The sequence below is a fragment of the Krasilnikovia sp. MM14-A1259 genome (assembly GCF_047159535.1).
Classification (GTDB): domain Bacteria; phylum Actinomycetota; class Actinomycetes; order Mycobacteriales; family Micromonosporaceae; genus Actinoplanes.
Genome location: NZ_BAAGAJ010000002.1, coordinates 4,619,293 through 4,638,979, shown reverse-complemented (window position 1 = coordinate 4,638,979; position 19,687 = coordinate 4,619,293). Strand labels below are relative to the sequence as shown.

Genomic DNA, 19,687 nt, shown 5'->3' with positions numbered 1-19,687 from the left:
ATGATCAGCCCTGGCGTGACCCTGGGTGGCCGGTATCGCCTCGACGAGCGGATCGCAGGCGGCGGCATGGGCGACGTGTGGCGCGGCACCGACGAGGTGCTCGGCCGTACGGTCGCGGTGAAGATCCTGCTGCCCGCACTGCTGGAGGAGCCCGGCTTCGCCGAGCGGTTCCGCGGCGAAGCCCGCACGATGGCCACGATCAACCACCCCGGCGTTGTCGACGTCTACGACTACGGCAGTGACCAGCAGCTGGCGTTCCTGGTCATGGAGTACGTCGAGGGCGACGCCCTGTCCCGGACGCTGAGCCGGGTCGGCCGGCTCACCCCCGGCCGTACGATGGCGCTGGTGGCCCAGGCCGCCGACGCGCTGCAGGCCGCGCACGCCAACGGGATCGTGCACCGTGATGTGAAGCCGGGAAACCTGCTGGTCCGCCCGAACGGCACCCTGGTGCTGACCGATTTCGGCATCGCCCGGTCCGAGCTGGTCGGCCAGCTCACGGTCGCCGGGTCCGTGCTGGGCACGGCGTCCTACATCTCCCCGGAGCAGGCGTCCGGCGGGGTGGCGACCCCGGCGTCCGATGTGTACGCGCTCGGCGTGGTCGCCTACCAGTGCCTGTCCGGTCACCGTCCGTTCGACGGGGCGACCCCGATCGAGATCGCCATGAGGCACGTCCGCGACACCCCGCGGCCGCTGCCGCCGGACATCCCGCCCGCGGTCCGGGCCATAGTCGACCGCGCGTTGGCCAAGGACCCGGCCGCCCGGTGGCCCACCGCTTCGGCGATGGCCGCGGTGGCGCGGCAGGCCGCGTCGTCGCTGACCACCGCGGCGCAGCAGCCGGTACCGAACGGCGTGCCGATCAACCGGCCCCAGTCCGGCAGCCCGGCGATGGCCCGGCCGCAGGCATCCGGCCCGGTCACGAATCGCCCGCACTCCGGAGCGCCGTCGTCGGGGCCGCCCGGGCATCCGATGTCGGGCCAGGCGCGGCCGCCGTACCCGCCGGTGCCCCGGCCCGTATCGGGCAGCCAGGCGCGCGGTGCCGCGTCCGTGCCGCAGGTCAACCCGTACGGGCCGCCGACCGCGCCGCCGGTGCAGCAGCAGCCCGCTGCCCCACAGAGTTCGGGCAGCCGCCAGGTGCTGATCGTGCTTGCGGTGGTGCTCGCCCTGCTCGTCCTGCTGTGCGCGGGGGTCATCTCGTTCCTGCTCAAACAGGGCAACTCGAACTCGTTGGGGGTCGTCGGGCCCCGAGGCGCGGTGATCGCTGAACTGTCGGCAGGGTCGTACCGTGCTATTGAGCAGGTTGGCGGACCGCGCTGCCTGGACCATGCGAGCGAAGGACGACAGACGCTATGACGGCGCAGGCCCGCCTGCTCGGTGGCAGGTACCAGGTCGGCGAGCTGCTCGGATACGGCGGCATGGCCGAGGTCCACCGTGGCCGCGACCTCCGGCTCGGCCGGGACGTGGCGATCAAGATGCTGCGGACGGACCTGGCCCGCGACGCCACGTTCCAGGAGCGGTTCCGGCGTGAGGCGCAGAACGCCGCCGCACTCAACCACCCCGCGATCGTCGCCGTCTACGACACCGGCGAGGAGATCTCCTCGACGGGCGAGAAGCTGCCGTTCATCGTCATGGAGTACGTGAACGGCCGCACGCTCAAGGAGGTGCTGGCCGCCGAGCAGCGGATCCAGCCGCGCCGTGCCCTGGAGATCATCGCGGACATCTGCGCGGCGCTGGAGTTCAGCCACCGGCACGGCATCATCCACCGCGACATCAAGCCCGGCAACGTGATGATGACCCAGAACGGCCAGGTCAAGGTCATGGACTTCGGCATCGCGCGGGCTCTGGCCAGCGGCGCCACCACCATGACCCAGACCAGCGCGGTCATCGGCACGGCCCAGTACCTCTCCCCGGAGCAGGCGCGCGGCGAGTCGGTCGACGCCCGCTCCGATGTGTACGCGGCCGGCTGCGTGCTGTTCGAACTGCTGGTCGGCCACCCCCCGTTCGTCGGGGACAGCCCGGTCAGCGTGGCCTACCAGCACGTACGGGAGGATCCACGCGCCCCGAGCGACATCAACCGTGAGGTGCCGCCGGACGTCGACGCGATCGTGCTCAAGGCGCTGGCCAAGAACCCGCTGAACCGTTACCAGAGCGCGCAGGAGATGCGCGCGGACGCGTTGCGCGCGGTCGCGGGCCGTCCCGTGATGGCCACCCCGGTGATGTCCGAGGCCGAGACGATGGCCATGGGCGGGCAGATGTACCAGCAGTCCGGCCAGACCACCATGACCCGGCCCATCCCGGGTGCGATGCCGCCGCAGGCGCCGCAGCGGCGCGGCTCGTCGTCATTCGTCGTGGCGATCATCGCGGCGCTGGGGATGCTGGCCGCGGTGACGCTGGGCGTCGCGTGGTGGCTCAACCGCGACGCGAACAACGGGACCCCGCAGAAGCAGCCGGTCGCCATGCCGACCCTGGTTGGCCTGTCGCCGTCGAGTGCCCAGAATGCCCTGACCGCGAAGGGGCTCACCGGCATCACCGAAGGGCCAGCGGACACCAGCAACGACTGCGAGAAGGGCAAGGTGAGCAACCAGGACCCGCAGGCCGGAACGATGATCCTGCCGGACCGGACGGGCAGCTACAACGTCTGCACCGGCCCGAAAGCGGTCAGGGTTCCCGATCTGGTGGGTTCGACTCGCGACGCGGCGGCGAAGGAGCTGGAGAGCAGGGGCCTGACACCGGACTTCGTGAGCAAGAGCAGCGACAAGCCGGTGGACACGGTGATTTTCGTGGAGAAGGCCGGTGTGCTGGTTCCTCCGGGTTCGACGATCACGGTGCAGATCTCCAAGGGCAACCTCGTACCCGTGCCGAAGGTCGAGGGGAAGTCCGAGGATGCGGCGCGAGCGGCCCTGGACGCCGTGGGCCTGCTCGGTAGCCGGGTGAACGGTCCTCCGTCGGACACGCCCGGCATCGTCGTCGACCAGAACCCGAAGGCCGGCAAGAAGCTCGCGAAGGGCGAGACGGTCATCCTCACGGTCAGCGTGCCGAACAACACGTCGCCCAGCCCAAGCGATTCCGGGCCACCGAACCCGGGCGGCTCCACGCCGCCGGGCGGCGGTAACGGCGGCGGGGGCGACAACGGCCCGCTCGGCGGACTGCTGGGGCAGTAGCGGCTGACTCGGCGGGCTCAGGCGGCGAACGCCGCCCGGCGGCGGGCCTCCACCTCGGCGGCCAGTTCGGGCGCCCGGTCCCTGGCCTGCGGCAGCCCGCACCTGGCCAGCCAGTTCGCCAGCATCGTGTGCCCGCCTTCGGTGAGCACCGACTCCGGGTGGAACTGCACCCCTTCGATGGGCAGTTCCCGGTGCCGCATCGCCATGACGACGCCGGAATCCGTCCAGCCGGTCACCTCGATCTCGGCGGGGAGCGTCTCGGGCAGCACCGCGAGCGAGTGGTAGCGGGTCGCCGTGAACGGATCGGGCAGCCCGGCCAGCACGCCCTCACCCTTGTGCCGGACCAGCGACGTCTTGCCGTGCAGCAGTTCCGGTGCGCGGGTCACCGTAGCGCCGAACGCCGCCCCGATCGCCTGGTGGCCGAGGCAGACACCGAACAGCGGCACGGTGTCCCCGTACGCCTTGATGACGTCCATCGTGATCCCGGCGCGTTCCGGGGTGCCCGGGCCGGGGGAGAGCAGCACGCCCGCGGCACCGAACCGGCCGACCTCGGCCACGGTGATCTCGTCGTTGCGGCGGACCTCGCACTCGGCGCCCAGTTGGCCGAGGTACTGCACGAGGTTGAAGACGAACGAGTCGTAGTTGTCGATCACGAGGATGCGCACGTCGTCACCGCTTGCTGGGGCTCGGTTCGGGCTGGTTCGAGTGGGTGCTGTATGGGATGTCGTCCGGGCCGAGCCCGGGGTCGTCCGCGCCGGGCACCGCGTTCGGGTCCTGCTGTGCCGGGCCGGTCTGCTCGCTGGAATTCGTGCCGACCTGTACGTCGTCGAACGGCAGCAGCGGGGTCGCCCACGGGAACACGAAATACCACAGCAGCAGCCCGACCGCCGCGGTCAGCGCGACCGAGCCGGTGAGCTTGGCCCACAGGCCACCGGGGAGCTTGCGCCAGATCCAGGCGTACACGGCTACTCCGCCTTGAACTTGATCTCGGCCGGCTTGCCGGCGTCGGCCAGCGCCGGATCGCGTTTGGTCGCGGAGACCAGCTCCGCGTGCACGATCAGCCGCTGATAGTTGTTGAACTTCGGGTTGCACGTGGTCAGTGTCAGCAGCGCCTTGGTGGGCTTCACTCCGGGTTTGTCCGGCACCGGCGCCACCACCTCGACCGCCGAGGGTTTGACGATCTCCTGGTTCGTGACCCGGTACAGGAACCAGTCCGTACGGGTCTCGACGCCGATCACGTCGCCCTTCTTCAGCTCGTCCAGCCGCCAGAAGATCTTCTGGATGCGGTGGCCGGCGACCGAGAAGTTGCCCACCTTGCCGGGTAGCGCGGTGTCCGGGTAGTGCCCCGGCGCGTAGCGGATGTCCTGCGGCCGTACGCCGTTGACGACCACCCACTCCTTGTCGAGCTTGGGGATGTAGAGGCGGCCGATCAGGTTCTTACCGGGGGCGGCAGGGGCGTTCTTGGCCGGTCCCGTGCTGGGTGCGACGGTCGGGTCGGCCCACTGCTGGTCCAGCTCGCTGCCGAGGGTGCTCTGCTCGGCGTCCACTTCGGCCGAGTTGCCGAACACCTCGTACCCGGCGAACAGCAGCACGACCACCCCGAAGGTGATCATCAGCTCGCCCGAGACGCGGACCGCCGAGCGGATCCGGGTCGCGAGCGTGGGCCGGGTCAGCTCCGAGTAGACGCTCTTGTACCCGTCCTGCGTCTGCTCGGGGCGAAGCTGGACGACCTTCTCGCCGCGGCGTTGCTTGCCGTCCTCCGCGTCCGCTCCGCCGTTGCCTGCCCCGGCGCTCAACGCGGCGGCCGCGGGCACGGAGGCCGCGCCGACCGCGACGTCGCCCGCGGCGGAGGCGGCGCGCGGCGTCACGGCCGCGGCGGCCTGGCCCGGTGGCGGGCCGGCCATCGCGGCGGCCGGGCTCACCGGTGGAAGCGGGCCGGTCGGGGAATCGAACGTACGCATGGCCGCGGTCGCCATGGGGTCGGGGGTCCGGGGCGCGGCGCCGAACCCGGGTGGCGTCCCCAGCCGGAGGCCGTTCGGTGGCTGTGGCGTGCCCGTGGAATAGCGGCGCGGAGGTTCGGCGTCGAGGCTGTCGGACGGCGACACCGGGGCCGCCGCGGCGCTGCCGCGCGCAGGCGGCCGCGGCGAGACGTCCCCCGGCTGGGGGTGCGGTGGGCCGTCCCCCGATCGGTACGTCCCGGCTTGCGGTGCGGGCACGGCGGCCGCGCCGGCAGCCGGGTGGGCGCTCCGCATGCCCGGCACCGAAGCGCGTGCCGACGGCGGCTCGGGCTGAGTGGCGTCGGCGGGCCGCGGCGAGCCGTGCGCCAGGTCCAGAGCAGGGGCGGGGGAGATCGTGCCGCCGAGACCGACCAGGGGATCCAGGGGGCCGCCGGGCACCCCGCCCGGCGCGGCGTCGGTGACCCGCGGAATGTACGCCGTGTGCGCATCGCCGTCTGGCGCGCGGTGCCGGCCGGTGTTCGGGGAACCCTCCGGGTGGTCCGGTGGGTTCATCACTCGGCAACCCGCGCGGATCGGAGGTCACTCGACCCGTCGTACGCCCGCACTGTCACGTTCCCTTCGACGGTTTCCTGATAGCCGAGGCCGAAGTCGGCGACCGCATCGCGGAATTGTTGGACACCTTCCGCCGACTCCAACGCCCGATGGAGCGCTGTGGGTTCGCCGATCGCCGTGATCTTGAACGGTGGTGAGAACACCTGGCCGTGGAGCAGCAGCGTGTTGCCGACACAGCGTACCGCGCTGGTGGAGATCACACGGACATTCATGATCGACATTGCCTCCGCCCCACCTGCCCAGAGTGCGTTGACGACCGCCTGGACGTCACCCTGGTGCACGACGAGATCGTCGTTGTCCGGGGCGGTCGGGCTGCTCCCGGGGCTGCGCCGGGGGGAGTCGTTGAGCACGACGGTGAGGCCGGGGCCGCGTACCGCGGTGAAGCCGGCCGCGGAACGCCGCGAGTCGGCGAGCTGCCTCGCCTGCTTGACCGGCTCGTCCACCTCGGCGAGCTGGCCGGCGTTCTGGTCGACCTCCGCGCGCAACGTCGCGGCCTGCCGTTCCCGCCCGGCCAGCCGCTCCCGCTTGTCCGAGATGAGCTGGGCGAGCTGCGGGCGCCGGTCGTCGCGCAGCGCGGTGCCGTCCGCGGTCGTGGCCGAGGTGGTGAACAACAGGCCGGCGGCGAGCGCGATCAGCGGCACGCCCACGGACCAGCCGCGCTGGCGCTGACCGGCCCGGCGAGGCCGGAAGCCGCGAACCGCCCGCCGCAGGACGAGCCGCCACGAGGGGGTGCCCGTGGTGTACTCCACGTCGTTCTCCTCCTCCCGATCGCCCTTTGACCGCTTCGTACGCGCCCGCCGGGGCATCTTTGTGCCCCGGCGGGTGCCTGCACTCACACCGACTTGACTACGCTAACTGCCGAACACTATTCGCCACGGGCAGCGTTCGGGGTCCCCCGAGCCGCTCAGAGGTGGGTTGTTCGCCACTTGTTGCCCTCAGGAGACCACCGTGCCGAAGTCACAGGTTCGCAAGAAGAAGGTTTACACCCCGCCGACGGACATCCGCCCGTCAGCGACGGCGCAGTCCAAGAAGCCGAGCCCGGTGTGGCTACCGGCCAGCGCGGTCATCCTCATCGTCGTCGGGATCGCCTGGCTGGTGGTCTACTACCTGTCCGAGCAGCAGTACCCGGTAGCGGCGTGGGGTTACTGGAACCTGGCCATCGGGTTCGGCTGCATGGTGGCGTCGCTCGGCATCCTGTCCCGCTGGCGCTGAGCCGCGGGGGCCGAGGCCCACGACGCCCGGATCGGGGGCCCGGCGCGATGAGCCGTACCTGCCCGATTTGATCGACTGCGCACCCCGGCGTCACGCTCGGGGTGCGCTTTCGCGCTGAGGGAATGCGGGTCCGCCTGGATGCAAAAGCATTACTCGTGGGTAACATAGGGCGGCTCCAGCAAGCCGCACCGAGGAGGGCACAACGCAGATGGGCGCAGTCCAGATCGTCGCCACCGTCCTGGCGGCCGCCATCACCGTGGTCGCCGTCTCCCTCGCCGTCCGTGCGGTGCTGAAGATGACCGCCGTCATCCGCCTCGGCCAGCCAGACCCGGGCCGCTTCGACAGCAAGGGCACCCGCACGGTGACCATGCTGAAGGAGACCGCCGGGCACACCCGGATGTTCAAGTGGGGCGTGGTCGGCGCGGCCCACTGGTTCGTGATGGTGGCGTTCATCGTCCTGTCGCTGCTCGTGCTCGAGGCGTACTTCGAGGTGGTCGACCCCGACCTCGGGCTGCCGCTGATCGGCGAGACCGCGTGGTTCGGGCTGATCACCGAGATCATCGGCGTGCTGGGTTCGGTCGGCATCGTCGTGCTGATCGCCATCCGGCTGCGCAACCGGCCCGGCCGCGGCCGTGGCCTGTCCCGGTTCACCGGCTCGACCATGTGGCAGGGCTACTTCGTCGAGTGGATCATCGTCGCGGTCCTGATCTGCGGCTTCCTCATCCGTGGGTTCAAGGCGGCCACCGGCCACCTGGAGTTCCCCGTCTGGGCCGCCCCGGTCAGCCACGCCATCGGCGGGATCCTGCCGCACTGGGAGGCCGGCGCCACGGTCGTCGCGTGCGTGAAGATCTGCATCTCGATGACCTGGCTCATCGTCATCTCGCTCAACGTCACGATGGGTGTCGCCTGGCACCGCTTCCTGGCGTTCTTCAACATCTTCTTCAAGCGCTCGCCGGACAAGCCCGCCGGCTCGGGCCTGGGCGCGCTCAAGCCGATGACCAGCGCGGGCAAGCCGCTGGACTTCGAGGAGGCGGACCCGGAGAAGGACCAGTTCGGCGTCGCGCACGTCGAGCAGTTCACCTGGAAGGGCCTGCTCGACTTCTCCACCTGCACCGAGTGCGGCCGCTGCCAGTCGCAGTGCCCCGCCTGGAACACCGGCAAGCCGCTGTCGCCGAAGCTGCTCGTGCTGTCGCTGCGCGAGCACGCGTACGCCAAGGCGCCGTACCTGCTGGCGGGTGGCGGCAAGGACCTGACCGGCGAGGAGAAGGCCACCGAGGACCAGCTCAAGGGCGTCGACGTGCTGGCGATGGCCGAGTCCGAGCGACCGCTGATCGGCGGCGTCGACGAGCAGGGGATCATCGACCCGGACGTGCTGTGGTCGTGCACCACGTGCGGCGCCTGCGTCGAGCAGTGCCCGGTGGACATCGAGCATGTCGACCACATCGTCGACATGCGCCGCTACCAGGTGCTCATCGAGTCGAGCTTCCCGTCCGAGGCCGGCGTCATGCTGCGCAACCTGGAGAACAAGGGCAACCCGTGGGGCGCGCCGCAGAACACCCGCGAGGACTGGACCAAGGGCCTGGACTTCGAGGTGCCCCGGGTCGGCGAGGTGGAAGACTTCGAGTACCTGTTCTGGGTCGGGTGCGCGGGCGCGTTCGAGGACCGGGCCAAGAAGACCACCCGGGCCGTGGCGACGCTGCTGCACGAGGCCGGCGTGAACTACGCGATCCTCGGCGAGGGCGAGACCTGCTCCGGTGACCCGGCCCGGCGCATCGGCAACGAGTTCGTCTTCCAGATGCTCGCCCAGCAGAACGTGGAGACGCTCAACGAGGCGTTCGGCGACCGGCCGACGAAGAAGATCGTCGCCACCTGCCCGCACTGCTTCAACACCCTGGGCAACGAGTACGAGCAGGTCGGCGGCAAGTTCGAGGTGGTGCACCACACCCAGCTGCTGGCGCACCTGGTCGCCGAGGGCAAGCTCACCCCGGTCCAGCCGGTCGACGGCGGTGTCACGTACCACGACCCGTGCTACCTGGGGCGGCACAACCGGGTCTTCGAGGCTCCGCGCGAGGTGCTCGGCACCGCCATTGCGGGCGGGCTCACCGAGATGCCGCGCAACTCGGAACGCTCCTTCTGCTGCGGCGCCGGCGGCGCCCGCATGTGGATGGAGGAGAAGATCGGCAAGCGGATCAACGTGGAGCGCACCGAGGAGGCCCTGGCCACCGGTGCCAAGACGATCGCCGTGGGCTGCCCGTTCTGCTACACGATGATCGGCGACGGGGTCACCGGAAAGGGCGAACAGGACAACGTCGAGGTCGTCGACGTCGCCTCGGTGCTGCTGCGTTCGATCAAGGGTGACAATTCACCGGCGTAGGCCTTCACGGTCCGTGGCCGCGGTCCGGCACAATGAGGGCCGAGGTGAGAACGGATCATGGACGGGCTGTTCCTGACCGCGGCGCTCCCGCTGGTGGCCTTCGCGCTGCTCACGGTGGGCAACGCGTTCTTCGTGGCGGCCGAGTTCGGGCTCGTCACGGTCGACCGGGTCGAGATCGGCCAGCGCGCCGACGCCGGTGACCGGCACGCCCGTACGGTCCGGCGGGCGCTGCAGGAGCTGTCGTTCCAGCTCTCCGGCGCCCAGCTCGGAATCACGATCACCGCGCTGCTCACCGGCTACCTCGCCGAGCCCGCCCTGTCGAAACTGTTCGTGCCGCTGATCGAGCCGCTCGCCGGGAACGCCACAGCCGGCGTCTCGCACGTGCTGGCGCTCGTCGTGGCGACGCTGCTGTCGATGCTGTTCGGGGAGCTCGTACCGAAGAATGTCGCCCTGGCCCGGCCCATGGGCGTCGCGCTGGCGACCGCCGGGCCGCTGCGCCGCTTCTCCCGGCTGCTCACCTGGGTGATTGCCGCACTGAACGGCTCCGCGAACTGGCTGGTCCGCCGCATGGGCATCGAGCCGCAGGAGGAACTGGCCAGCGCCCGCTCCCCCGAGGAACTGGGCCTGCTCGCCGCGATCAGCGCCCGGGCAGGTGCGCTGCCGACCGAGACCGCGACGCTGCTGCGCCGCACGATCCGCTTCGGCGAGAAGCGGGCCGCCAAGGCGATGACCCCCCGCGTCGACGTCGTCGCACTCAAGACCGACGCCAGCGTCGCCGACCTCATCGAGCTGGCCCGGGAGACCGGCCACACCCGCTTTCCCGTGTACGAGAACACCCTGGACATCGTCATGGGGGTGGCCGGGGTGCCGGACGCGCTCGGCGTGCCCCCCGAGGACCGCGCCACCACGCCGGTCTCCACCGTGGCCCGCGAGCCGGTGTACGTCCCGGAGAGCCTCGATCTCGACAAGGTGCTGGCCGCGCTGCGCGCCGCGGACTCCGACCTGGCCATCGTCGTCGACGAGTACGGGGGCACGGACGGCGTGGTCACGGTCGAGGACCTCATCGAGGAGTTGGTCGGCAACATCGCCGACGAGTACGACACGGACGAGGACGGCCTGACCGAGACGGGCAGCGCCGAGCTGACCGCCCCGGGCGGGGAGCGGACGTTGCTGGTCGACGGGCTGCTGCGCGAGGACGAGGTGGCCGAGCAGACCGGTTTCGCGCTGCCCGAGGGCCCGTACGAGACGTTGGCCGGGTTCCTGCTGGCCCGGCTCGGCCACATCCCGGTGGTCGGCGAGTCCCTGGTGTACGAGGGCTGGGAGTTCACCGTCATGGAGGTCGACCGGCACCGCATCGAGCAGGTCCGCGTGGTCGCCCCGCCGGAGCCCGACGATGAGTGAGCTGTTCGTGGCGGTCCTGCTGCTGCTGGGCAACGCCACGTTCGTGGGCGGGGAGTTCGCGCTGATCGCCTCGCGGCGTACCGCTCTGGAGCCGCTGGCCGCCACCAGCAAGCGGGCCCGGTGGGCGCTGTCCGCGATGAACCAGATCCCGCTGATGATCGCCGGGGCGCAGCTCGGCATCACGATCTGCTCGCTGGGGCTGGGCGCGATCGCCGAGCCGGCACTCGCGCACCTGCTGGAGGTGCCGTTCGCGGCGCTCGGGTTCCCCGAGGATGCGGTGCACCCGGTCGCGTTCGTCATCGCCCTGGCGGTGGTGGTCTTCCTGCACACCGTGGTCGGCGAGATGGTGCCGAAGAACATCACGCTGGCCGGCCCGGAGCGTTCCGCGCTGTGGCTGGGGCCGTACATGCTGGCGTTCTGTGTGGCCACCAAGCCGTTGCTGACCGCGATGCGCTGGGCCGCGCGGACCGTCCTCTCCCTGTGGAAGATTGAGGCGACCGACGCGGTGAAGACCGTGTTCACCGCCGAGGAGCTGGCCGGGATGGTCACCCAGGCGCGCAGCGAGGGCCTGCTCGGCTCGGAGCAGTACGCCCGCATCCACGCCGCACTCGGGCTGGCCGACCGGACCGCGGGCGACGCGCTGCGGCCCTGGGGGAAGACCACGACCGTGCCGGACGACGTCACTCCCGCGACGCTGGAGGCGCTGTCCACCCAGAGCGGCCGGTCCCGGTTCCCGGTGGTGCAGCGCGGCAGCCGGCGGGTGCTCGGCTTCGTCCACGTCAAGGATCTGCTCGGCGAGGACGGGGCGCAGCGGCACGAGCCTGTCCCCGCGTCGATCATCCGCCCGCTCGCCGTGGTGCCGCCGGACCGTTCGCTGGCCGACCTTCTGCTCGCGATGCGCCGCGACCGCCTGCACATTCTGCTGGTCGGTGACGGCCGGGTGCCGCTCGGCGTGATCACTCTGGACGACGTTCTGCACGCCGTGGTGGGAGAACCCGCCGTTCGGCCGACCGCGTAGGGGTAGTTCGCCGGTCATCGCCCTTCGGGTCGGGGGTGCGTGTGGCGCGGGACGGGCGCATCCGGACAATAGGGGAATGCCTGACAACCGACGGCTGAGCCGGCTGAGCGTGCGCTCGTGGCCCTCGCCGCGCTCGGTGCGCTCGCGCACGCGGAGCCGACGCCTCGGCCCGCTGGGCGCCATCGCCGCCGCCGGCATCCTCGCCGCCGGCCTGCTCGGAGCCGGCCACCTTGCGACCCGACCGGACCCGGCCCCGCACGCGGCGGCGCAGCCCGCGTTCGCGGTGGTGCCCCCGCCCGCCCGCGGCGTACTGCCGCTGGGCGAGCCCGCGCCGCCGTCCAGCCGTACCGCAGACATCCGAGTGGGCACGGAGCCGGTCTCCCTGCGGTACACGTTCGACGCCGGGGTGGATCAGCCCATCACCGACGCCAACGGCGGCCACGAGCTGCGCGCACTCGGCCAGAACGGCGGCCTGCTGACCCTCGTCCCGCAGGGTACGGGCCTGGCGGTCGCGTTCCCGCAGCGCTGCCAGCTCCCCCGCGAGCGTGACTGCCCCCGGGCCATCCTGGAGGGCGATCGCGACGACGAGCTGAACCCCGGCACCCGGCCGATGCGCTACGGCGCCTCGATCCTCATGACCCGTGCCGACCTCGCGGACGGCGCGAACGTGGTCCAGAAGGGGTACTCCGTCGGGGGGGTCAGCCAGTTCAAGCTCCAGGTGGACCACGAGCAGGGGCATCCCAGCTGCGTGATGGCCAGCCAGACGCACATCTACCGGGCGGAGCCGGCCCTCGACGTCGCCGACGGCACGTGGCACCACCTCATGTGCGTACGTTCCGCCGAGAGCCTCGCCATCGTCGTGGACGGCACGGAACGCGCGGCCGTGGACGTCCCGCACACCCTGTCGATCGCCAACGCGGAACCGCTGCGCGTCGGCGGCAAGGGCCCGAACAAGGGCAACGACCAGTACGCCGGGCAGATCGACGACGTGTTCCTCGAAATCCCCTGATCGGGGATCCCCCGCGCCCTGATCGACGTCAGGGGCGCGGGGTGGGCCAGGTGCGCCAGTTGTGCGAGCTGCGGCTCGGCGTGGGGCCGCGCTGGCCCTGGTAGCGGGAGCCGTACACCGCCGAACCGTACGGGTGCTCGGCGGGCGACGACAGCCGGAAGATGCAGAGCTGGCCGATCTTCATGCCCGGCCAGAGCTTGATGGGCAGGTTCGCCACGTTGGACAGTTCCAGCGTCACGTGCCCCGAGAACCCCGGGTCGATGAAGCCCGCGGTCGAATGCGTCAGCAGTCCCAGGCGCCCGAGGCTGGACTTGCCCTCCAGGCGCCCCGCGAGCTGGTCGCCCAGCGTGATGACCTCGAGCGTCGACGCGAGCACGAACTCGCCCGGGTGCAGGACGAACGCCTCACCGTCGGCAACCTCGACCTGCGCGGTGAGGTCGTCCTGCTGCTCGGCCGGGTCGATGTGCGTGTACAGGTGGTTGTTGAACACCCGGAAGAACCGGTCCAGCCGCACATCGATGCTGGACGGCTGCATCAGCGCCGGCTCGAACGGCTCCAGGGCCAGATCGCCCGACTTGATCTCGGAGACCAGGTCACGGTCGGAGAGCAGCATCGCCACACTGTACGGCCTGCCCGAACGAGTACAATCAGTGGCTCCGTCGAACGTATGTTCGATATCATGTCCCCATGGCATCCTGGTCCCAATTCGCCGCCTCCGAGCCCCGGCTCGCCGCCGCCGTTCGCGCGCTCCTGCTGCAGTACGGCCCCGGCATGGGCTACCTGGCGACCGTCCGCCCCGACGGCGGTCCCCGCCTGCACCCGGTCTCACCGGTCATCACCGACGAGGGGCTGTACTGCTTCGTCGTCGACTCCCCGAAGCGCCGTGACCTTGAGCGCGACGGGCGCTACGCGCTGCACTCGTACCCGCCGGAGGACTCCGACGACGAGGCCTACCTGACGGGCGTCGCCGTCCCGGTACTCGATCCTCTGGTGATCGACCGTCTGGCGGTCGCGCAGCACGCCTCCCCGTTGGTCGAGTGGCGCCTCTTCGAACTGCTGATCGAGGTCGCCATGGTCCGCCGCCACGGCCCGGTGGGTGCGGTCCCGCCGACCGCGGCCCCGCGCCTGCGCATGCTCACCCAGACGTGGCGCGACCCGGCCACCGGGTTATCCCGGCCGCTGGCGGGCGTGCGGTGAGGCGGTCGCGCCACTCGTGCCCGGTATCGGGTACAGTGGGGCGGCCCGCGGGTGTAGTTCAATGGCAGAACATCAGCTTCCCAAGCTGACAGTGCGGGTTCGATTCCCGTCACCCGCTCCACGACAAAGGCCCTGGCAGGGACACATCCCAGCCAGGGCCTTCATCATGCCGGCACTCTCGCCACGGTCGCGGGCCATCCACGGGCCACTAACGTCCCTGGCCAGTGCGTCGCCCGGAGCGCTGGGGACCCCGGTCCGCGTCGACGTCCTGGCGGTGCAGCGCCGTCACCTCACCCCAGCGCGGGCAACCAAAAGTCGCCACCAGCACCAACGCCCGGAACCGCGGCTCCATCGCGTCGGCCAGCGCGACGACCTGGGCGAGGCTGAGCACCGGCCGCTCGGCCGCCTTCTCCTGATCCGGCCCCCGGGATCCGGCACGGATTACGGCGCAGCAGCTCGTCAGCCGATGTGCGGTCGTACGGATGACGCCTTCCGGTCGCCGGGCAGAATGGAAGCATGGCAGACGCAGGCGGGGTCGCACGGCAGCAACCGATGTATGTCGTCCTTCGCGAGGTCGCCGAAGGGTCGTGGCTGCTGGTCGGCGAAGTCGCCCGGCGCCCGGGTCTGCCGGCTCGGCGTGGCCGTGCGCAGGCTGCGGCAGACGCGCTGGGGCGTCCGCCGATGGAGGGCGAACGGCTTGCCGTCATTCCGCGGAGCGAGTGGCGCGTCGGTCTCGATTGGTGAGCGCCGAACCGAACCAACAGCGTCCGGATCTAGCCGCGATCCGGGCGGCGTCCCGCCAGGGCCTCCGTGGTTCTCGGGTGCTGAAACAGGCTTGCGTGCCGTTGGCGCGCCTCGGCGGCCGTCCCCGCCGCTACATCAGCCCGTCTTGGTGAAGTAGCTGGCTACGGTGAAGTGGATCTCGGCGTAATCCTCGCTGCCCTTTTCGTGGTTGTCTACGCGCAGCATCTTGTTCACGCTGGTGTTCGGAGGCACCTCGAAGGACATGCTGGCCGTGCCGTCGTGGTCGTCGTTGGGGCAGTCCCACATCTCGTAGAGATCGGCCTTGGCGTTGATTTTGACCCAGCCGGGTCGGTCGGCGATTCGGGACGCATCCATGTGGAGTTCGACGTACACCTCGTCGCCCTGGCACCACGACCAGGCGGCCCATTGCTTGGGGACAGTGTCCAGCAGGCGAAGCGTCTCAACATGCATGTCATAGTTGTCGATGTCATCGTGGTGCCTCTCGTCGTCCTTGATGTGCACCCAGCCGTTGATGGTGACGTCGTGGAAGTCGTTGATTGGCGCGGCGGATGCGGCGGACGGTGCGCCAAGAAGGCTCACAACGGCGGCAAGGACGAGTCCCGCCCGGACTGACAAGCGTCTCATTTGTGCACGAACCCTTCTTGGGAAAGCAAATTCCAAGATCATTTTGACCTTTGTGCCGGGCGACGCCGAGCCCGAAGGGGCGGCTGTCGGGGCAGCATTGCCTGCCTAAATCAGAGAGCCGCCAGCAATGGCAGTCGGACATGTGGACCAGTGCGGGTTCGACTCCTGTCACCCCGCTCCACGACAAGGACCCGGGTTGAGCCGGGGTGTCGCTACAAAACCCCGACGGCAGCGCCCGCACCCCGCACCATCGGGATCCGACGTCCACGGGACCTCTCGCGGCGGCGAGCCGTACACAGTCGACCGGGAATCGGTCACGAGGTTTTGTCGCGGTACGCCGTTCCCTCGTACGTCAGCGAGCCGTCGCGGTGCACAAGTCCTCGCCCGAAGTGGTTCTCGTCATCGCCCGACGCGGCGGCGGGGCCGACGGCCGCTCCGATGAGCCCCAGTGACTTCATGCCGACCAACTGCGTGAGCGCTGCCTCGGTCAGCTTGCGCGTGGCCGCGTTGTCGAGGAAACGCTCGTCGTCGGCCGACCCGACGTTCCAGCTGTGGATGAAGACCGGGATGTTCTGCCCGATCCGCGCGTTGACCAGGGCGTTGGTGCGCTGGAGATGCCACGCCATGGTGGGGATCCGGCGGGCGCACACGTCGTCGCTGATGTCGCGGTGGCACAGCTGCTCGGACCAGCCGAACGCATCGGGCCGGGGGATCGTGCCGGCGGCCACCAGCGCCCAATCCGGGTTGTTGATGGTGGGCGACGCCACAAACGTGTAGTTGGCCGGCGCGATGGCCTTCAGCGCTTGGATCTCACGGTTCCAAGTATCGACGTAGTCCTGTGTGCCCATGCTGCCGCCGGTGAACTCCAGGTACACCTTCGCGTCGCCGAACTTCTGCTTGGTCAGCTCGATCCAGCGCTTTGCCGCCGTGTCGGTCGCGCTGGTGGGCAGTGAGATGCTCAGGTACGGCGTTGCGCCCGTGCGCTGGATGGCCGAGAGGACGCCGTTGATCGACTGGTCCGTGGAGTTCCAGCCGGTGTTGACGACAAGGACCGGCACGCCGATGGTCTTGAGCGCATCCTGGGCGATGGTGTTGCCGACGAAGTCGTTGACGTTCCCCACGGCCGCACCGAAGTACGGCGTCCGGGCCGTGGCGGCCACGGCCTGCCGGGGGGCGTCGATCGGGTCGGTGACGCTCAGTGCTCCCAGGCCGGTGACCAGCATCCCGGCCAGGATGAAACGGCCCGCCGCGCGCCGAACTACGGACGCCCCCGCGGCGCCGGATCGCATCTGCATGAGTGGTGGCCCCTTCAGAGATCAGGTGAATCCCGTGCCAGGCATCGTCGCAGTCGCCGCGCGGCGCGCGCCTGCACGATGGGGCAACCAAGTGGACCTTGACGACGGCACTGCCAGGTTGGAACCGCGCGCCGCTGTGTTACGTCCCCAGGGTTCCACGAGGTTGTTCCCGTAGACGGCGTCCCGCCGTGCCGCCCGATACCGCGGACTGAGGGGTGCAGGCCGACGCGCCCTGACGTCGTGTGCGGGGCGGCGGCACAATGTTGGTGAGGAGGTTGGCGATGAACGATCACCGCGCACCCGACGAGGAATTCTCCGACCAGGAGATGGCATTCCTGAGGCATGCCCAGTTCGGTGAGCTGCCACCTCGGGTGCGGCCCGATCAGCAGGTCGAGCTGACCGAGACCGACGCTCCCCCGGCTGCCCCGGAGCCGCACTGGATTTGGGTTCCCCAGGGCTGAGCGGAGGTCCAGGTCGGCGACGCCCGCGTCGTTCCTGACTCAGGTGGGCTGTTGATCGGCCGATGGAGTTGCCATGTCGTTGCGCCGCCTCCCGCCGCTGTACGTCCTCGCGACTGCGGTCGCTCTCCTCGCGGCGTGCGATCCCGGCACGTCCGACAAGGCGGGAGACGCGGTAACTCCTGCTCGGGTGACCTACACCTGCTGTTCGGCCAAGGACGTCGACCCGCCCTACCGGCCGGGCCAGACGATGTCCGTTCATTGGAAAGCCGCGCCGCCGGACGGTCCATCAGCCGGCGCGCCGCAGGTCGAGCTCACGGCACGGCTGACCGGGCCGTACGCATCGGTGGACGGGCTGAAGGCCGCGACGGAGGATCTGCAAGGCGCGGCCGGGGATGTCACGTTCACCGCCCCGGCGATTCGGCCATCCGGTACGCCCGGTGAGCAACCGGTCAGCACCATTCTGATCGACGCCGATGCCCGACCGGGGTACTACGACCTGATCACGTCCGTGAAGCAGGGCGGAACGAGCAACAGCGGGGCTTCCGTCATCCAGGTGGTGTCCAACGGCTGACCCCCGGAACAACAGCGTTCAGGCGCTGGAGTAGCCCGCGTCTGCCCACAGGCTCTCGGGACCGTATGTGGAGAAGTCCCGTACGTTCGCAAATGGGGTGGTCGACGCTCGCGGTCGCGCAGGCGTACCCGGAGGCTGAGGTGTGGGGTTTCGACACCGACCGGCGTCGGTCGCCGAGGCCGGCGCGGAGGACCGGGAAGGGCCCGGCCCTCCGCTGAGGATCAGGCCAGGACTCGCACCGTTCCGGAGTAGACCGTGAGCGACCAGGTGCAGTCCACCCACGTGTCGATGTCGAAGTAGCCGCTGCGCGCGCCCTGGTGTCCGTTCAGGGTCAGGGTTCCGGTGGGCCTGTTCGACCCGACGGACTCGTAGCCGAACGAGTCGCCGTTCCAATGCAGGTACATGTACCCGCCGGCGGGGCACTGGTACGAGACGACGGCGCGGAAGTCGGCGGTGGGAATGTTGATGCGCGGGCCCTGCCACGTCTGGTCGGTGGACGTGTAGATCACGAGGCGGCGGGGCACCCGGTGCAGGACGGCGACGGCGTCGAGGCGGGTGATCGCCGCCCGGGTGGACGTGCCGAGGTACATGGCCCGCCACGTTCCGGTGTACCGCGCGGTGGTTCGCTTGCTGAAGTAGCCGCGGTCGTCCGAGTCGGCGTAGCCGGCGGCGGCCCAGGCGTTCTCCGTCGACCGGCGGAACCAGAAGAAGACCCGTGAGCGGTTGCCGGTGGCGCCGAGCCACACCCGGCCGGACAGCGTCAGTGCCGCGCCCTGGTCGGCGGGCTCCGGGGCCGCGTTGAAGGTCATCTGTACGGGTGCGGGCGCGGGGGCGGCGAAGGCTGCCGGACCGGCCATGCCGATGAGTGAGACGGCCGCCGTCACGGCGCTGAACCATCGGAGTGTTTTCCGGTACATCGGGACGGATGCCTTTCGGGTCGGCGGGGTTGTCATTCCTGACAACGCCGACGGTGTGGCGAGTGTCGCCCTTATTGTCCGATTACGACAGAAACCACCGATTCAGGATCGGCCGTCCGGGGCGCGGTGATCGTACGATGGCCAGCATCCGCCGCCGGTGAGAGGAACCGCCGTGTATCTGATGATCTCCACCTATCTCGCCCCGCTCGACGAGATCGACCAGGCCCGGACCGATCACTTGACGTTCCTCGACGAGTTGAGTGATTCCGGTGTCCTCGTCTCGTCGGGTCGGCAGGATCCGCCCACCGGCGGCGTGGTCCTGCTGGACGCGGCGTCCGCGGAGCAGGCTCGCGACCTGATGGCGAACGACCCGTACGTGCGGCGCGGGCTGGCCCGGTACGAACCGGTCGGCTGGCAGCCGACCCGCGGTGTGCTGGCCGACTGGAAGGGCTGACCGCGTTCTACCCGGCATCCAGGTCCGCGTCGGTCAACATGCTGCGGAGGTTCAGCTCGGCCGCGGAGGCGGGGTCGCATTCGGCGACGATCGCCGCCGTACCGATGATCTTGGCGCCGCGGGCGGCGGCGAGCGCGTGCACGGCCCTGGCCTGTGCTCCGGTGGCGACCCAGTCGTCCACGACGAGCACCCGGTCGGCTGGGCCGAGAAGCCGGGTACGCAGCCCGAGCCGTTGCCGCGCGTCGCGGTGGTCGGCGGGCACCTCGGCCCAGGTCATCGGTTCGGCGATGGGTAGTCGTACGCCCTCGCGGTAGACCTCCACGAACCCGGCCCCGACCGCCCGCGCCACCAGAGGACCGACGAGGAAGCCGGTGACCTCCGGGGCGAGGACGACCGTGGGCTCCGCGCCGGGGAACAAGCCGGCCAGGGCCGGACCGAGGCCGTCCAGGATCGTGGGATCACGCCACCAGCCGGACCGATCACTCACCAGGTACTCGCTGCCGGCGCCCGGATCGGTCCACCGGAACGCGGCACGCAGCAGATTGCGCAGGTCGGTCGGCACGCGGACATCCTGTCACCGAGGCGCGGACGGGATGGCTCGACCGGGCGGCACCGGGCGCAACGTGCACCGACTCCGGGTCAAGGTGGTGCAGTCGCTCGC

General features: G+C 70.4%; 22 protein-coding genes and 1 tRNA gene. 13 read left to right on the top strand and 10 right to left on the bottom strand.

The features are described 5' to 3' along the window. Window positions 1–1,350: a protein kinase domain-containing protein gene (locus tag ACMCNK_RS21045; RefSeq protein ID WP_412738102.1), complete on the top strand. Its 1,350-nt coding sequence runs from the start codon at window positions 1–3 to the stop codon at window positions 1,348–1,350. Continuing rightward, complete coding sequence (gene pknB / locus ACMCNK_RS21040) at window positions 1,347–3,158, top strand: Stk1 family PASTA domain-containing Ser/Thr kinase (RefSeq protein WP_412738101.1); 1,812 nt, start codon at window positions 1,347–1,349, stop codon at window positions 3,156–3,158. The genes ACMCNK_RS21045 and pknB overlap by 4 nt, the downstream gene beginning before the upstream one ends. A 17-nt stretch (window positions 3,159–3,175) precedes the next feature. On the opposite strand, the gene ACMCNK_RS21035 is transcribed toward pknB, so the two are convergent. From ACMCNK_RS21035 to ACMCNK_RS21020, 4 genes are read right to left on the bottom strand one after another with little or no spacing between them, the layout of a single operon-like run. Next, complete coding sequence (locus ACMCNK_RS21035) at window positions 3,176–3,823, bottom strand: aminodeoxychorismate/anthranilate synthase component II (protein ID WP_412738100.1); 648 nt, start codon at window positions 3,821–3,823, stop codon at window positions 3,176–3,178. Between the two features lie 4 nt (window positions 3,824–3,827). Beyond that, window positions 3,828–4,121, bottom strand: coding sequence for a hypothetical protein (locus ACMCNK_RS21030; RefSeq protein ID WP_412738099.1), 294 nt, complete (start codon window positions 4,119–4,121; stop codon window positions 3,828–3,830). A 2-nt stretch (window positions 4,122–4,123) separates the two neighbouring features. Beyond that, on the bottom strand, window positions 4,124–5,668 hold the full coding sequence (locus ACMCNK_RS21025) for a class E sortase (RefSeq protein WP_412738098.1): 1,545 nt from the start codon (window positions 5,666–5,668) through the stop codon (window positions 4,124–4,126). After that, entirely contained in the window at window positions 5,668–6,477 is an 810-nt protein-coding gene (locus tag ACMCNK_RS21020; protein ID WP_412738097.1) for a DUF881 domain-containing protein, read from the bottom strand. Before ACMCNK_RS21020 ends, ACMCNK_RS21025 begins: the two co-directional genes overlap by 1 nt. A gap of 199 nt (window positions 6,478–6,676) precedes the next feature. On the opposite strand from ACMCNK_RS21020, the gene ACMCNK_RS21015 reads away from it, so the two are divergent. From ACMCNK_RS21015 to ACMCNK_RS20995, 5 genes are all read left to right on the top strand, one after another. Then, entirely contained in the window at window positions 6,677–6,940 is a 264-nt protein-coding gene (locus tag ACMCNK_RS21015; protein WP_412738096.1) for a cell division protein CrgA, read from the top strand. Between the two features lie 208 nt (window positions 6,941–7,148). Continuing rightward, window positions 7,149–9,314, top strand: coding sequence for a (Fe-S)-binding protein (locus ACMCNK_RS21010; RefSeq protein ID WP_412738095.1), 2,166 nt, complete (start codon window positions 7,149–7,151; stop codon window positions 9,312–9,314). A gap of 57 nt (window positions 9,315–9,371) precedes the next feature. After that, window positions 9,372–10,715, top strand: a complete 1,344-nt coding sequence (locus ACMCNK_RS21005) for a hemolysin family protein (protein WP_412738094.1) — start codon at window positions 9,372–9,374, stop codon at window positions 10,713–10,715. Further along, a complete protein-coding gene (locus ACMCNK_RS21000; RefSeq protein ID WP_412738093.1) occupies window positions 10,708–11,733 on the top strand; it encodes a hemolysin family protein in 1,026 nt (341 codons plus the stop codon). Before ACMCNK_RS21005 ends, ACMCNK_RS21000 begins: the two co-directional genes overlap by 8 nt. A gap of 76 nt (window positions 11,734–11,809) precedes the next feature. After that, window positions 11,810–12,742, top strand: a complete 933-nt coding sequence (locus ACMCNK_RS20995; protein ID WP_412738092.1) for a LamG-like jellyroll fold domain-containing protein — start codon at window positions 11,810–11,812, stop codon at window positions 12,740–12,742. 28 nt (window positions 12,743–12,770) lie between these two features. On the opposite strand, the gene dcd is transcribed toward ACMCNK_RS20995, so the two are convergent. Continuing rightward, window positions 12,771–13,355 (bottom strand): dCTP deaminase, encoded by a 585-nt coding sequence (dcd, locus tag ACMCNK_RS20990; protein WP_130509797.1) that lies wholly within the window; start codon window positions 13,353–13,355, stop codon window positions 12,771–12,773. Between the two features lie 74 nt (window positions 13,356–13,429). On the opposite strand from dcd, the gene ACMCNK_RS20985 reads away from it, so the two are divergent. Both ACMCNK_RS20985 and ACMCNK_RS20980 read left to right on the top strand, forming a co-directional pair. Continuing rightward, window positions 13,430–13,939 carry a pyridoxamine 5'-phosphate oxidase gene (locus tag ACMCNK_RS20985; protein ID WP_412738091.1) on the top strand — a complete coding sequence of 170 codons (510 nt, stop codon included), beginning with the start codon at window positions 13,430–13,432 and terminating at the stop codon, window positions 13,937–13,939. A gap of 47 nt (window positions 13,940–13,986) precedes the next feature. Beyond that, window positions 13,987–14,060, top strand: a tRNA-Gly gene (locus ACMCNK_RS20980). Window positions 14,061–14,147: 87 nt separating this feature from the next. Here ACMCNK_RS20980 and ACMCNK_RS20975 read toward each other — a convergent pair. Next, window positions 14,148–14,330, bottom strand: coding sequence for a hypothetical protein (locus tag ACMCNK_RS20975; RefSeq protein WP_412738090.1), 183 nt, complete (start codon window positions 14,328–14,330; stop codon window positions 14,148–14,150). Window positions 14,331–14,455: 125 nt separating this feature from the next. Between ACMCNK_RS20975 and ACMCNK_RS20970 the strand changes: the two genes are divergently transcribed. Continuing rightward, entirely contained in the window at window positions 14,456–14,683 is a 228-nt protein-coding gene (locus ACMCNK_RS20970; protein ID WP_412738089.1) for a hypothetical protein, read from the top strand. A 135-nt stretch (window positions 14,684–14,818) separates the two neighbouring features. Here ACMCNK_RS20970 and ACMCNK_RS20965 read toward each other — a convergent pair whose 3' ends face one another. Both ACMCNK_RS20965 and ACMCNK_RS20960 read right to left on the bottom strand, forming a co-directional pair. Then, window positions 14,819–15,328, bottom strand: a complete 510-nt coding sequence (locus ACMCNK_RS20965; RefSeq protein ID WP_412738088.1) for a hypothetical protein — start codon at window positions 15,326–15,328, stop codon at window positions 14,819–14,821. 314 nt (window positions 15,329–15,642) lie between these two features. After that, window positions 15,643–16,623, bottom strand: a complete 981-nt coding sequence (locus ACMCNK_RS20960) for a hypothetical protein (RefSeq protein ID WP_412738087.1) — start codon at window positions 16,621–16,623, stop codon at window positions 15,643–15,645. A 281-nt stretch (window positions 16,624–16,904) separates the two neighbouring features. On the opposite strand from ACMCNK_RS20960, the gene ACMCNK_RS20955 reads away from it, so the two are divergent. Beyond that, window positions 16,905–17,084 (top strand): hypothetical protein, encoded by a 180-nt coding sequence (locus ACMCNK_RS20955; RefSeq protein ID WP_412738086.1) that lies wholly within the window; start codon window positions 16,905–16,907, stop codon window positions 17,082–17,084. Window positions 17,085–17,157: 73 nt separating this feature from the next. Then, a complete protein-coding gene (locus ACMCNK_RS20950; protein ID WP_412738085.1) occupies window positions 17,158–17,655 on the top strand; it encodes a hypothetical protein in 498 nt (165 codons plus the stop codon). Window positions 17,656–17,876: 221 nt separating this feature from the next. On the opposite strand, the gene ACMCNK_RS20945 is transcribed toward ACMCNK_RS20950, so the two are convergent. Further along, on the bottom strand, window positions 17,877–18,539 hold the full coding sequence (locus ACMCNK_RS20945; RefSeq protein ID WP_412738084.1) for a hypothetical protein: 663 nt from the start codon (window positions 18,537–18,539) through the stop codon (window positions 17,877–17,879). Window positions 18,540–18,753: 214 nt separating this feature from the next. On the opposite strand from ACMCNK_RS20945, the gene ACMCNK_RS20940 reads away from it, so the two are divergent. Further along, window positions 18,754–19,026 carry a YciI family protein gene (locus ACMCNK_RS20940; RefSeq protein WP_412740935.1) on the top strand — a complete coding sequence of 91 codons (273 nt, stop codon included), beginning with the start codon at window positions 18,754–18,756 and terminating at the stop codon, window positions 19,024–19,026. Between the two features lie 7 nt (window positions 19,027–19,033). Here ACMCNK_RS20940 and ACMCNK_RS20935 read toward each other — a convergent pair whose 3' ends face one another. Next, on the bottom strand, window positions 19,034–19,588 hold the full coding sequence (locus ACMCNK_RS20935) for a phosphoribosyltransferase family protein (RefSeq protein WP_412738083.1): 555 nt from the start codon (window positions 19,586–19,588) through the stop codon (window positions 19,034–19,036). Between the last annotated feature and the right edge of the window lie 99 nt (window positions 19,589–19,687).

Excerpts from the sequence above, each read along its gene's own strand:
- ACMCNK_RS21045 (WP_412738102.1), top strand. The coding sequence starts at position 1 with ATGATCAGCCCTGGCGTGACCCTGGGTGGCCGGTATCGCCTCGACGAG.
- pknB (WP_412738101.1), top strand. The coding sequence starts at position 1,347 with ATGACGGCGCAGGCCCGCCTGCTCGGTGGCAGGTACCAGGTCGGCGAG.
- ACMCNK_RS21025 (WP_412738098.1), bottom strand. The coding sequence starts at position 5,668 with ATGAACCCACCGGACCACCCGGAGGGTTCCCCGAACACCGGCCGGCAC.
- ACMCNK_RS21010 (WP_412738095.1), top strand. The coding sequence starts at position 7,149 with ATGGGCGCAGTCCAGATCGTCGCCACCGTCCTGGCGGCCGCCATCACC.
- ACMCNK_RS21005 (WP_412738094.1), top strand. The coding sequence starts at position 9,372 with ATGGACGGGCTGTTCCTGACCGCGGCGCTCCCGCTGGTGGCCTTCGCG.
- ACMCNK_RS21000 (WP_412738093.1), top strand. The coding sequence starts at position 10,708 with ATGAGTGAGCTGTTCGTGGCGGTCCTGCTGCTGCTGGGCAACGCCACG.
- ACMCNK_RS20995 (WP_412738092.1), top strand. The coding sequence starts at position 11,810 with ATGCCTGACAACCGACGGCTGAGCCGGCTGAGCGTGCGCTCGTGGCCC.
- dcd (WP_130509797.1), bottom strand. The coding sequence starts at position 13,355 with ATGCTGCTCTCCGACCGTGACCTGGTCTCCGAGATCAAGTCGGGCGAT.
- ACMCNK_RS20985 (WP_412738091.1), top strand. The coding sequence starts at position 13,430 with ATGGCATCCTGGTCCCAATTCGCCGCCTCCGAGCCCCGGCTCGCCGCC.
- ACMCNK_RS20970 (WP_412738089.1), top strand. The coding sequence starts at position 14,456 with ATGGCAGACGCAGGCGGGGTCGCACGGCAGCAACCGATGTATGTCGTC.
- ACMCNK_RS20965 (WP_412738088.1), bottom strand. The coding sequence starts at position 15,328 with ATGAGACGCTTGTCAGTCCGGGCGGGACTCGTCCTTGCCGCCGTTGTG.
- ACMCNK_RS20960 (WP_412738087.1), bottom strand. The coding sequence starts at position 16,623 with ATGCAGATGCGATCCGGCGCCGCGGGGGCGTCCGTAGTTCGGCGCGCG.
- ACMCNK_RS20955 (WP_412738086.1), top strand. The coding sequence starts at position 16,905 with ATGAACGATCACCGCGCACCCGACGAGGAATTCTCCGACCAGGAGATG.
- ACMCNK_RS20950 (WP_412738085.1), top strand. The coding sequence starts at position 17,158 with ATGTCGTTGCGCCGCCTCCCGCCGCTGTACGTCCTCGCGACTGCGGTC.
- ACMCNK_RS20940 (WP_412740935.1), top strand. The coding sequence starts at position 18,754 with ATGATCTCCACCTATCTCGCCCCGCTCGACGAGATCGACCAGGCCCGG.